This is a genomic window from Amycolatopsis sp. NPDC043889 (genome assembly GCF_056435645.1).
On the sequence record NZ_JBWKEC010000063.1, the window covers coordinates 1 to 11,252 of the forward strand.

The 11,252-nt window shown below is 69.7% G+C and carries 12 protein-coding genes and 1 pseudogene; 5 read left to right on the top strand and 8 right to left on the bottom strand.

The annotated features are described in order from the left end of the window. Window positions 1-138: 138 nt before the first annotated feature. The 7 genes and pseudogenes from AC0685_RS43110 to AC0685_RS43140 form a co-directional block, all read right to left on the bottom strand. Window positions 139-702 (bottom strand): annotated as a pseudogene (locus tag AC0685_RS43110) (DNA-3-methyladenine glycosylase I); the annotation flags it as partial. Next, on the bottom strand, window positions 695-1,144 hold the full coding sequence (locus AC0685_RS43115) for an SRPBCC family protein (protein WP_478230800.1): 450 nt from the start codon (window positions 1,142-1,144) through the stop codon (window positions 695-697). The pseudogene AC0685_RS43110 and the gene AC0685_RS43115, both read right to left, overlap by 8 nt. Next, window positions 1,141-1,443 (bottom strand): DivIVA domain-containing protein, encoded by a 303-nt coding sequence (locus tag AC0685_RS43120; RefSeq protein ID WP_478230801.1) that lies wholly within the window; start codon window positions 1,441-1,443, stop codon window positions 1,141-1,143. The genes AC0685_RS43115 and AC0685_RS43120 overlap by 4 nt, the downstream gene beginning before the upstream one ends. Beyond that, on the bottom strand, window positions 1,440-2,111 hold the full coding sequence (locus AC0685_RS43125) for a permease prefix domain 1-containing protein (RefSeq protein WP_478230802.1): 672 nt from the start codon (window positions 2,109-2,111) through the stop codon (window positions 1,440-1,442). The genes AC0685_RS43120 and AC0685_RS43125 overlap by 4 nt, the downstream gene beginning before the upstream one ends. After that, the gene (locus AC0685_RS43130; RefSeq protein ID WP_478230803.1) at window positions 2,108-2,758 is read right to left on the bottom strand and encodes a permease prefix domain 1-containing protein; all 651 of its coding nucleotides are present in this window, start codon (window positions 2,756-2,758) and stop codon (window positions 2,108-2,110) included. The genes AC0685_RS43125 and AC0685_RS43130 overlap by 4 nt, the downstream gene beginning before the upstream one ends. Continuing rightward, window positions 2,755-3,420: a permease prefix domain 1-containing protein gene (locus AC0685_RS43135; protein WP_478230804.1), complete on the bottom strand. Its 666-nt coding sequence runs from the start codon at window positions 3,418-3,420 to the stop codon at window positions 2,755-2,757. The genes AC0685_RS43130 and AC0685_RS43135 overlap by 4 nt, the downstream gene beginning before the upstream one ends. Continuing rightward, a complete protein-coding gene (locus tag AC0685_RS43140; protein WP_005155407.1) occupies window positions 3,417-3,743 on the bottom strand; it encodes a helix-turn-helix transcriptional regulator in 327 nt (108 codons plus the stop codon). The genes AC0685_RS43135 and AC0685_RS43140 overlap by 4 nt, the downstream gene beginning before the upstream one ends. A gap of 140 nt (window positions 3,744-3,883) precedes the next feature. Between AC0685_RS43140 and AC0685_RS43145 the strand changes: the two genes are divergently transcribed. Genes AC0685_RS43145 through cydC form a run of 4 tightly spaced genes read left to right on the top strand, consistent with a single transcriptional unit; the run spans window position 3,884 to window position 9,174 of the window. Next, window positions 3,884-5,062 carry a cytochrome ubiquinol oxidase subunit I gene (locus AC0685_RS43145; protein ID WP_478230805.1) on the top strand — a complete coding sequence of 393 codons (1,179 nt, stop codon included), beginning with the start codon at window positions 3,884-3,886 and terminating at the stop codon, window positions 5,060-5,062. 3 nt (window positions 5,063-5,065) lie between these two features. Then, window positions 5,066-6,058, top strand: coding sequence for a cytochrome d ubiquinol oxidase subunit II (locus tag AC0685_RS43150; RefSeq protein WP_478230806.1), 993 nt, complete (start codon window positions 5,066-5,068; stop codon window positions 6,056-6,058). Window positions 6,059-6,067: 9 nt separating this feature from the next. Continuing rightward, window positions 6,068-7,627: a thiol reductant ABC exporter subunit CydD gene (gene cydD / locus AC0685_RS43155; protein WP_478230807.1), complete on the top strand. Its 1,560-nt coding sequence runs from the start codon at window positions 6,068-6,070 to the stop codon at window positions 7,625-7,627. After that, window positions 7,624-9,174 carry a thiol reductant ABC exporter subunit CydC gene (cydC, locus tag AC0685_RS43160; protein ID WP_478230808.1) on the top strand — a complete coding sequence of 517 codons (1,551 nt, stop codon included), beginning with the start codon at window positions 7,624-7,626 and terminating at the stop codon, window positions 9,172-9,174. Before cydD ends, cydC begins: the two co-directional genes overlap by 4 nt. On the opposite strand, the gene AC0685_RS43165 is transcribed toward cydC, so the two are convergent. Further along, complete coding sequence (locus tag AC0685_RS43165; protein ID WP_478230809.1) at window positions 9,163-10,065, bottom strand: glucosyl-3-phosphoglycerate synthase; 903 nt, start codon at window positions 10,063-10,065, stop codon at window positions 9,163-9,165. The two genes, cydC and AC0685_RS43165, sit on opposite strands and share 12 nt — an antisense overlap. A gap of 51 nt (window positions 10,066-10,116) precedes the next feature. Here AC0685_RS43165 and AC0685_RS43170 point away from each other — a divergent pair, with 51 nt between their 5' ends. Beyond that, window positions 10,117-10,791: a lysophospholipid acyltransferase family protein gene (locus AC0685_RS43170; RefSeq protein ID WP_478230810.1), complete on the top strand. Its 675-nt coding sequence runs from the start codon at window positions 10,117-10,119 to the stop codon at window positions 10,789-10,791. The last annotated feature ends 461 nt before the right edge of the window (window positions 10,792-11,252 follow it).

Genomic DNA, 11,252 nt, shown 5'->3' on the forward strand with positions numbered 1-11,252 from the left:
GGGTAGTCTTCCTCCTCCCTTTCCCCCCAGGGGTCTCTTTGTGGTGGGGTTGTTTTTTGTTGGCCCCACGTCCGAGGGTTGGTGGGGGGGGGGGGGGGGGGTTTTTGGGTCCCCACCCAAACCCCCCCCCCACGACCGGGCCCGGAAACAGTCCTTCACGTGGTCGTCGACCATCCCCGTCGCCTGCATCAGCGCGTAACAGGTCGTCGGCCCGAGGAACACGAAGCCGCGCTTCTTGAGTTCCTTCGCCATCGCCTTCGACTCGTCGGTGATCGCCGGGACGTCCGCCATCCGCCGCGGCCGGGTATGCGAGGAAGGCGCGAACGACCACAGCAGGTCGTCCAGCGAACCGTCGAGTTCCTCGATCGCCCGCGCGTTGTTGATCGCCGCCAGGATCTTGGCCCGGTTCCGCACGATCGAAGCGTCTTCCATGAGCCGGGCAACGTCGTCGTCGGTGAAGACGGCGACCTTCTCCGGCACGAATCCGGCGAACGCCTCCCGGAAGGACTCGCGTTTCCGCAGGATCGTGATCCACGAAAGCCCGGACTGGAACGACTCCAGGCACAGACGCTCGTACAGTTCCTCGTCGCCGTGGAGCGGGACACCCCATTCGGTGTCGTGGTACTCGACGTAGTCCAGGGCCGAGTTGCCCCACGAACACCGCTTGATCCCGTCCGCGCCCAGCAGACCCGCCTCAGCCAACCCGATACCCCTCCGCGTACTTCACGAATCTCTGCAGGCAAAGCCGCAGCCCCAGTTCGAACCCCGGTTTCGCGACCGGCCAGCCGAGCCGCCCGACGACGCCGAACGGCGGCCGCAGATGCTCCGCCCAGACGAACGTCGACGCGTGCGGCCCCTTTTCGATCACCTGGAACACCCCGGTGCCCCGCACGATCTTGCCGGTATGCCGCACGACGCAGCGCAGCGGCGGTTCCCAGCTGGTGATCTCCATGGTGTCGGTGAACCCGATCCCGGCCACGCCGGTGAACGCCGACAGTTTCGAGCCCACGCTACGCCCGTTGCCTTCGACGACCTCGACCTCGGTGCCGAGCATCCATTCGCCCTGGCGTTCCCAATCGGTCAGGGCGAGCCAAGCCGTCCCGGCCGGTACCGCGACGTCGACGGAGACGACGACATCGGTCACCTGGCGGCCTCGCGCTCGGCCTCCAGCTCGGCCACCTTGGCGCGCAGCTCCTCGATCTCGACGCCGAGCCGCCGCATCACCCAGTCCACTTCGGACATCTTGTAGCCGCGCAGCACCATCTGGAAGCGGACGGCGTGGACGTCCTCGGCGGTGATGTCCTCGGCGGGCAGCCTGGTCGGCGAACTGCCGGGCGGCAGCGGGGCCAGCTCCTCACCCCGGCCGAACACCACGGCGGCCAGCAGAAACACCACGGCGGCCACCAGCAGCATGACTACGAGATAGATCAGGGCGGTCGTCACGTCACGATCGTGGCACACGAACGCCACGATCGTCGCGCCAGCAACGCGAGTCGCACGCTGACCACCACCCAGAGCACCATGAGGATCCCGCACGGCACCGACAGGAACAGCCTCGACGCGTCGATGAACCCGGTGGCGATCACCAGCAGCGCCACCGAAAGCAGGTTCAGCCCGACGGCCTCGCCGATCAGCACGCCGGCGGTCTTGACCAGCCGGGTGCCGTCCATCCGCCGGGACAGCCAGCGCATGGAGACGAGGGCGATCACGCCCAGCACCGGCACGATGAAGACCGAACCGTGGGTGAACTGGGCGATGTACTTGTACCAACCCGGCGTCGGCGCGAGCTGCGACCAGTCGCCGAAGGTCCATTTCCGGGCGAGCTCCCAGGCGAGCTGCATCAGCGGCACGCCGAGGATCAGTTTCCACAGGGTGCGGGTGCCGCTGTGCATGCCCAGTTCGGCCTGGTAGTCCCGGGCGATGAGGTGCACCGGCCCGAAGTCGGCGACGGCGCGCCGCTGCGCCTCGTGTTCGCTCCAGCCGCCGTCGCGGTACGCGTCCGCCGCGTCGTTGAGCCCGTCGCGCGCCTCGCGCAGCAGATCCCGTTTCGCCGACGCCGGGCCGTCCAGCCGCGTGCGCAGCTCCCCGAGGTAGGCCTCGATCACTGTCATGCCGTGGTTCTCCAACTCCGCGCGGCGACCGTGAGCCGCATGCTGAACAGGATCCAGGTCCCGGACAGGACCGCGCACGGCACGCTGACGAGCAGGCGGGCGGGCTCCGGAAGTCCGGTCGCGCCGCCGTAGGTCGCGACCGCGACGAGGTTCAAGCCCACGGCCGCGGCCAGCGTCCACGAGACCACGCGCGCGACCGGCGGACCGGCCGTCCGCCGCGAGAGCAGCCGTGCCGCGAGCAGCCCGGCGATCGCGACGGCCGGGGACAGCGCCGCCAGCGTGTCGGCCACGCCGATCGCGCGGTGGTACCAGGACGGCGGAGCGCCGAGCCGCGACCAGTCGGCGAAGACCCGCGCCAGATCCCAGGCGAGGATCAGCAGCGGGACACCGGCGATCAGCTCCCACAGCACGCGGATGTCCCGCCGGAGACCCAGTTCCACCTGGTAGTCGCGAGCGATCAGGTCTGCGGGGCCGAAGTCCGCGACGGCACAGCGTTCGGCTTCGGCTTGGTCGGCACCGCCCGCGCGATAGGCGTCGGCCGCGTCGACCAGACCGTCCCTCGCCTCGGTGAGCAGATCGGCTTTCGCCGCCGACGGCCCGCGCAGCCTGCCGTCGAGATCGCCGATGTAGGCCTCGATCGCGTTCATGCGGCGAGCGCGCGCCGGGACCGGAAGGCGGGCGCGAGCAACCAAAGACTGAACGCCGCCCAGCCCGCCGCCAGCACGTTGCACGCCAGGCTCACGTTCATCCTGGACGGATCGAGGGCAGCGGTGCCCACGGTGAGCAGCAGCAGCGCCAGCAGGTTCGTGCTCGCCGCGGCGCCCACCGTCCACCGCGTCACCTTCCCCAGCCTGACGCTGTCGAGCCTGCGCCCCAGCCGCCGGGCACCGAAAAGCGCGACCACGCCGATCAGCGGCGGAACGATGACCAGGACGCCGAAGAGTTCGATGACGGACATGTACCACTCCGGGTTCGGCTTCCCCGAACGGCTCCAGTCGCCATAGGTCCAGATCCGCGCCAGCTCCCAGCTCATCTGAATCAGCGGGATTCCGACGATGACCTTCCACAGGGTGCCGATGTCACCGCGCAACGCCAGCTCGGCCTGATAGTCGCGCGCGATCAGGGCGACCGGGCCGAAGTCGGCGACCGCACGACGTTCGGCTTCCGCCTCGTCGACGCCACCCTCGCGATACGCCTCGGCCGCGTCGATCAGACCGTCCCTGGCCTCGATGAGCAGATCGGTCTTCGCCCTCGGCGACCCGTTCAGCCGCCTGCCCAGATCGCCGATGTAGCCGTCGATCGCGCTCATGCCGTGCTCCCCCCGAGGACACCACCGATCACGGTGGTGAACTCCTGCCACTCCGCCCGTTCCGCGGCCAGTGCCTTCTGTCCTGAGCGCGTGAGCTTGTACGTACGACGTTTGCGGCCGGACACGACGTCCCATTCGCTGGCGAGGAATCCGGCGCGCTCCAAACGGCGAAGCGCCGGGTAGACGGTGCCCGTCGGCAGGTCGAGCGCACCGTCACTGCGGAGCTGGAGCGCCTCGATGATGGCGTACCCGTGCAGCTTCCGGCCGTCGAGGACGGCGAGGAGCAGCGCGTCGAGGTGCCCGCGCAGACTGTCGGCCTTCATAGATAGACAGTCTACACATCGCCGCATACCAGGGTAGCCGGGACTTTCCCGGACCGGCCTCAGGGAATGTCCCCGAGATCACCCCGATTTCATAGATTTAGTGGCTACATGTAGGCAGCCTACGTATACAGTGCCTCGACATGGACGCACTCCCGATCGCGAGACTCCAGTTCGCGACGACGACCTCGTTCCACTTCCTGTTCGTGCTGCTCACACTGGGGCTCGTGACACTCGTCGCGGTGATGCAGACACGCTCCGCGTTCGGCGGCAAGCCGGAATTCACGCGGATGACTCGTTTCTGGGGCAAGCTTTACGTGATCAATTACGCGCTGGGAATCGTCACCGGAATCGTGATGGAATTCCAGTTCGGACTCACCTGGACCGGCCTGTCCGCGGTCGCGGGCGACGTCTTCGGCGCACCGCTGGCCATCGAGACGCTGGTGGCCTTCTTCGCCGAATCGACCTTCCTGGGGCTCTGGATCTTCGGCTGGGGGCGGCTGAACAAATGGGTCCACCTGACGCTGATCTGGCTGGTCACGCTGACCGCGTACGCCTCGGCGCTGTTCATCATGGTGGCCAACTCGTTCCTGCAGAACCCGGTCGGCACGCACGCCGAGAACGGCGTGCTCGAACTCGACGACTTCGGCGCGCTGTTCACCAACCCGGCGCTGACGATGTCGCTGCCGCACGTGCTGAGCGCGGCGCTGATGACCGGCGGCTTCTTCGTGGTCGGCGTCAGCGCGTACCACTTCATCAAGCGCACCGAGGAGATCGAGTTCTTCCGGCGTTCGATGCGGGTCGGCGTACTCGCCTCACTGATCGGCAGCACACTGGTGATCAACTTCGGTTTCGGCCAGTTCGGCCCGCTCGGTGACTACCATCCCGGCAAGCTCGACGGAGCGGATCCCCTGGTCGGCGCCTCGCTGGGCTTCATGATCCAGATCGGGTTCATCGCCTTCTTCGCTTCGCTCCTCGGCACGGTGCTGCTGTTCCGGAACTGGATCACCAAGGTGCGGCCGCTGCTGTACGTGATGGTGCTGGCCATCCCGCTGCCGTTCGTCGCGGCGATCCTCGGCTGGCTGGTGCGGGAGATCGGCCGCCAGCCGTGGCTGATCCGCGGGCAGCTGACCACCGCCGACGCCGTCGCGGCGATCCCGGCGGGGCAGATCCTGTTCTCCTTCATCGCTTTCACCCTGTTGTTCCTGGTGCTCGCGATCGCCGACTGGGTGCTGATGTCACGGGTCGCGAAACGCGGCCCGGAGCCCGTCGAAGAGGCGGCCGCGCCCCGTGCCGAGCTTCCCGTTCTGAGCGGAGTCTGACCGATGGTGATCCTCTGGTGGTGCGTGCTCGGTTTCCTGACCGCCGGCTATTTCGCGCTGGCCGGCTACGACTACGGCGTCGGCATGCTGCTCGGCAGGCTCGGCCGTGACGAGACAGGGCGACGGCGCGTGCTCGGCGCCTTCGGCCCGTTCTTCCTGGCCAACGAGGTGTGGCTGGTGGCCGCGGTCGGTGTCCTGTTCGGCGCTTTCCCGCATCTGGAAGGAAAAGTGTTCGCCGGGGCGTATCTTCCGGTCGTCACCCTGCTGCTCGGGCTGGTCACCTTCACCGCGGCGGTGCAGCTGCGCAGCAGGCGGCCGGACGCGGGCCGCGGTGCCTGGACGCTGGCGATCACCGTCGGCGCCTGGGTGACGGCGGTGTCCTGGGGTGTGTTCCTCGGCAATCTCGTCCTCGGGCTCCCGCTCGACGCGGCCGGGAAACCGACCGGCGACGTCCTCGCGGTATTCAGCCCGTACGCGCTGCTCTGGGGCGCGGGGTTCGTCGCCTTGTTCGCCTTGCAGGGCGCGGCTTTCCTCGCCGTTCGGGCACCCGCCGAGCTCACCGCCCGCGCGAACCGGATCGCCAAGGCGCTGCTCGCACCGTCGCTCGCGTTCCTGGTCGTGGCGGTCGGCTGGGGCGCCGTCGAGACCACCGCGTCGTGGTCCGTGCTGCCCGCGATCGTGCTGGCGTTCGGCGCGCTGGGCGTCGCGGCAGCGGCTTTGCGCGCCGGACGACACAAGACGGCGCTGGTCGCCACGATGACGCTGTCCGCGGCACCGGTGCTGGCCGTCGGTACGGCACGTCTGCCGGACGCGCTAGTGTCCTCTGTGGACGGAGGGTTCTCGTTGAGCCTGGCGGAAGCGGCCACCAGTACCGAGATGCTCGGCCTGCTCACGTTCGTCCTGCCTCCGGCGTTGGTGGCGATCGCCGCCGTGCAATGGGTGACCTGGCGTAAGCACGACAGCCGGGTCGACCAGCGCTCGCTGCTGCACTTCTAGGAGCTTGAGATGCCTCCCCTTCCCGGGCTGCGACGCCATTTCGGCGTACTGGCCGTCCTCGGAACGCTGACCGCCGCGGCGATCCTCGTCCAGGCCGACGGCCTCGCGACGCTGCTCACCGGCGGCGGGCTGACCTGGACTCTCGTGGCCGCCATCGCGGTGCGGGCGTTGCTCGCGGGCGTCCAGGGCTCCGTCGGCGGCCGGTTCGCGGCGACGGTCAAGGCCGGGCTGCGCAAACGGCTGCTCGGCGCGGACGTGGAGAAGCCCGGTGAGGTCGCGACCCTGGTGACCAAGGGGATCGACGCGGGCGACGGCTATCTGACCGGTTATCTGCCGACGGTGGTGCTGTCGGCGATCGTGCCGGTCGCGGTACTCGTCCGGCTGTTCGCCGCGGATCTGTCGTCGGCGCTGATCATCACCGCGACGCTGCCGCTGATCCCGGTGTTCGCGATCCTGGTCGGGCAGCACACCAAGGCGAAGACCGCCAAGCAGTGGTCGCTGCTTTCCCAGCTGGGCGGGCATTTCCTCGACGTCGTGCGCGGGCTCGGCACCCTCAAGGTGTTCGGCCGCGCGGAGGCGCAGGTGAAGACGGTGCGGGCGATGGCGGACGCGCACACCGACGCGACGATGCGCACGCTGCGGGTCGCGTTCCTGTCCGCGCTGGTACTGGAACTGGTGGCGACGCTTTCGGTGGCGCTGGTCGCGGTACCGATCGGTTTCCGGCTGCTCGAAGGCGGCATGGTCGTGCACACGGCGGTGCTGGTGCTGCTGCTCGCCCCGGAGGCGTACCTGCCGCTGCGGGCGGCCGGGGCGAAGTTCCATGCCAGCGCCGAAGGGCTCGCCACGTTGCGTGAGGCGCTGGCTGTGCGTTCGGAGGATGTCGTCCGCGGTTCGCGCGTGGCCGGCCGCGGTGCGCCGCGGATCGTGCTGGAGAAGGTGAGCGTCGCGTACGGCGACGAGATCGTACTGTCCGAAGTGGACATGACGATCGACTCGGGCGAACACGTCGCGCTCGTCGGTCCCAGCGGTTCCGGGAAGAGCACGCTGCTGGCGGTCCTGCTGGGCTTCGTGACGCCGACGTCCGGCCGGGTCCTCATCGACGGCGTCGATCTGCGCGAACTGGATCCTCTGACGTGGCGGGCCGGGACGGCCTGGGTACCGCAACGGCCGACGTTGTTCACGGGGACCGTCGAGGAGAACATCGCCATGGGCCAGGTACCGGACGTCCAGGCGGCGGCGCGCGCGGCGGCGTTCGACGAGGTCGTGCGCGGGTTGCCCGACGGCTACCGGACGCGGATCGGCGAACTGGGCGTCCCGCTTTCGGCCGGGCAGCGGCAACGGCTGGGTCTCGCCAGAGCACTGGCCCGCACGGAGGCGGGGCTCGCGCTGCTCGACGAGCCGACGGCCAGGCTCGACGCGGAGACCGAAGCCGCCGTGCTCGGCGCGACCAGCGAACTGCTCACCGGCCGGACCGCGGTGCTCGTGGCCCACCGGCCCGCGATGGCCGCGCTGGCCACCCGCGTCCTCGAAGTCCACGATGGCGCCGTACGAGAACGGGAACTGGTGTGAACGTCTGGGGTGCGTCCACAAAGGACGTCTTGCGACTGGTCCGTGCCGGGCTGATCGGGGCCGGGGCGGAGATCGCCGGGCTGGCGTTGATGGCCATGGCCGCTTGGCTGCTGCTGAAGGCGGCCGAACAGCCGCCGCTGGCGTCGCTCACGGTGGCGATCGTCGCCGTCCGGACGCTGGCGTTGCTGCGCGGCGGCCTGCGTTACGCGGAACGGCTCGCCGGGCACGAGGTCGTCCTGCGGTATCTCGGCGCCCTGCGGACCCGCGTGTACACGTCGTTGCTGCCGCACCGGGTCTCCCGGCATTCGGGCGGCGATCTCGTCACGCGGCTGGTGTCCGATGTGGACGCCGTGCAGGACGCGATCCTGCGGTGCCTGCTGCCCGCCGGTGTCGCCGCGTTCGTGGGTGCGGCGTCGACGACGGTCGCCCTGATCGCCAGCCCGGCCGCCGGGCTCGTGCTGGCGGTCGGGCTCGCCGTCGCGGGGATCGGCTTGCCGTGGTCGTGCGTGCGGATCACTCGCACGGCGGCGGAGAAGAGCGCTCCGGCCCGCGCGGACCTCGCCGAACGGTCGGTCGAGCTGATCACCGGGCGTCGGGAGCTGATCGCCTACGGTGTGCACGAGTCCACTGTGGACGCCGCGCACACCGCTGTCGACGCACTGGCGGTGCGGGACCGCGCGACAGCGAACCGCACGAGCCTGCTGACCGCGGCCGGGATCCTCGTTCAGCTGCTGACCTGCGTCACGATCGCGCTGACCGCCGGGGTTTCACCGCCGCTGACGGCGGCACTGGCCCTCGGGGCGCTGGCCGTGTTCGAGCTGGTCCTCCCCCTGATCGCGGCCGCCCAGCGCTGGGTCGAGGTCCGCGCGTCGGCCGAGCGGGTGCGCTCGCTGCTGACGGAACCGCCGCCCGCCCGCGGCACCGTGGCGCCCGAGCCTGGGCATCTGCGGCTCGAAGGGGTCGGCGTTCGGTTCGAGGGCAGGGCCCCCGCGCTGGACGGCGTCGACCTCGACCTTCCGCCGGGCAAGCGGGTCGGGATCGTGGGGCCGAGCGGGGCCGGGAAGACGACGTTGCTGAACGTACTGCTGGGTTCCGTGGCGCCGACGTCCGGGCGCGCTCTGCTGAACGGGAAACCACTGGAGACCTGCGACCCGACGCTGCTGCCGTCGGTGATCACGGGCGCGCTCGCGGACGCGCACGTCTTCCACACGACGGTCCGGGAGAACCTGCTGCTCGCGAAGCCCGGCTCTTCCGACGCCGAACTGCTCGACGCGTGCGCTACGGCCGGTTTCGACCTGCCGCTGGATCGCGAAGTCGGCTCAGACGGCGACTCGCTGTCCGGCGGGCAACGCCAGCGGCTCGTGCTCGCTCGGGCGGTGCTGGCCGCGCCGCCGGTGCTCGTGCTGGACGAGCCTGTCGAAGGGCTGGACCCTGAGCACGGCGACGCCGTCCTGGCGGACGTGCTCGCGGCCGCGCGCGGCACCGTCGTCCTGGTGACGCATCGTGAGTCGCAGGTCGCCGGGTTCGACGAAGTGCTACGTCTGTAGGTCGCGCACGTCCCGCATCGGCGGCCGGTCACTCACCGACACCTCGGCGACGTCCGGCAGCCATTCGTCACCTACTTGCGCGAACTGGGTGAGCTGGGCCGGGTCGTCCGACTTGATGCCGCAGCGCGCGAGCGCCGTCCCGAGGATTTGGCGCGCCATCACCCCGAGCTGAAGCAGCGAGCGGTTGCGATGCTTGCGTACACCGAGATTGACCTGCGCGAGCCCTTCGAGGCCGTAGCGCGCTTCGGCGTCGAGAATGAGCCCGATCTCGACGCCGTACCCGGCCGCGAAGGGCACTGATTCGAGGAACTCGCGCGTCGCGGCGTACTCGCCTCCAAGGGGCTGAATGAGCCCGGAGAGCGAAGGGCGCAGCGCCGAGAGGACCGGTCGTGCCAGCAACTCGGTGACCCGGCCGCCGCCGCTGCTCTCCAGCCGCAGCGGCCGCCGGTAGAACCCTTTGACCAGGTGGACGCCGGTTTCGCAGAGCAGGGGCCCGAGCAGGGTCGGCACGAACGCCGGATCCGGGTCGACGAGGTCGGAGTCGAGGAACACGACGACGTCACCGGTCGTCGCGGCCAGCGACCGCCACAGCACCTCGCCCTTGCCCGGCACCGGCGGCAGGTCGGGGAGCACGTCCTCGCGGTGCACCACGCGCGCGCCGGCGCGGGCGGCGAGCTCGGCGGTGGCGTCGGTGGACCCGGAATCCATCACGATCAGCTCGTCGACGACCGTGCCCAGCAACGGCCGGACCGTCCCCACGACCTCGGCGACGGTGTCCTCTTCGTCGAGTGCCGGTAGCACGACCGAAACCGTCCGGTCACCCTTCGCAGCGACGATGTCATCGACCGTCCAGCCGGGGTTCTGCCACGTACGCCGCTCGAACCAACTCATGAGTAGTGATCGTGCCATGCTGGAGTCCGACACCCTGTCGATGGAGGAACCTTGCTACCGCTACTCGTCCGATTCGTGCTCGGCCCGCTGGTCAGAGCGCTGTACCGCCCCGAGATCCGCGGCGTGGAGAACATTCCCGCCACCGGGCCGGTGCTGCTGGCACCCAACCACCGGGCGGCGCTGGACACCGGCGTGATCACTTTCACGGCGATGCGGCAGGTCAAGTTCCTCGGCAAGGCGGAGTACTTCACCGGTCGCGGGCTCAAGGGCAAACTGATGGCCGGTTTCCTGGGCGGCCTCGGCTACGTCCCGGTCGAACGCGGCAACGCGCAGGCCGGTCTCGCCGCGCTGGAAGCGGCGCGGAAGGTGCTCGACGCGGGCGGCGCGTTCGCGATCTACCCCGAAGGCACCCGCTCGCTGGACGGGCGGCTGCACCGCGGCCACACCGGTGTCGCGGCCCTGGCGCTGGCGACCGGCGCGAAGGTCGTGCCCGTCGCGCTTTCCGGGACCGAATACCTGCAGCCCGCCGGGAAGCGGATCCCGCGGCGGACGAAGATCACCGTCACCTACGGTTCGCCGCTGGACTTCTCCCGGTACGAGGGGCAGGACTCGTCGCCGGCGATCCGGCGCTCGGTGACCGACGAGATCATGTACGCGATCCTGGAGCTTTCGGGGCAGGAGTACGTCGACTCGTACCACAAACGGCCTGATCAGAGCGCTGCCTGACGGTCGAGCCGGGCCGAAGTGGTAGCAAAGGTCCCTTGCTCCCCCTGCTGCTCGCGGGAGTCGGACTCTGCCGGGCGCGGCTGGTCTGGGTGAAGTGCTGTGAAGGCCAGCCACCCCAAGCGCACCAGTGACCCCACACGCCACAAGCAACGCGCGTGAAGGCCCCTTCACAGCGCTAGGCGCAATGAAGGGGCTTCATGTACCGAGGCAGCACCCGCAGGAGTCCCACTAGCCACGGCAAGCAGGCCTCAGGGTCCCGGCAACGGCGATTGGTGAGGGGTACGGCGAACGCGGCATGGGGCGCGGTCCGGCACTCGCGCACACGACTTCACCGGAACTCAACGGAGCGAAGCCCTCAGGTGGGTCGTGGGGGGGGGTTTTGGGTGGGAACCCAAAAAACACCCCCCCCCCCCCCCCCCCAAACCCCCCCCCCCCCCCCCCCCCCCAGCGGAAGAAAGCAA

Excerpts from the sequence above, each read along its gene's own strand:
- AC0685_RS43130 (WP_478230803.1), bottom strand. The coding sequence starts at position 2,758 with ATGAACGCGATCGAGGCCTACATCGGCGATCTCGACGGCAGGCTGCGC.
- cydD (WP_478230807.1), top strand. The coding sequence starts at position 6,068 with ATGCCTCCCCTTCCCGGGCTGCGACGCCATTTCGGCGTACTGGCCGTC.
- AC0685_RS43135 (WP_478230804.1), bottom strand. The coding sequence starts at position 3,420 with ATGAGCGCGATCGACGGCTACATCGGCGATCTGGGCAGGCGGCTGAAC.
- AC0685_RS43165 (WP_478230809.1), bottom strand. The coding sequence starts at position 10,065 with ATGAGTTGGTTCGAGCGGCGTACGTGGCAGAACCCCGGCTGGACGGTC.
- AC0685_RS43125 (WP_478230802.1), bottom strand. The coding sequence starts at position 2,111 with ATGACAGTGATCGAGGCCTACCTCGGGGAGCTGCGCACGCGGCTGGAC.
- AC0685_RS43140 (WP_005155407.1), bottom strand. The coding sequence starts at position 3,743 with ATGAAGGCCGACAGTCTGCGCGGGCACCTCGACGCGCTGCTCCTCGCC.
- AC0685_RS43145 (WP_478230805.1), top strand. The coding sequence starts at position 3,884 with ATGGACGCACTCCCGATCGCGAGACTCCAGTTCGCGACGACGACCTCG.
- AC0685_RS43150 (WP_478230806.1), top strand. The coding sequence starts at position 5,066 with ATGGTGATCCTCTGGTGGTGCGTGCTCGGTTTCCTGACCGCCGGCTAT.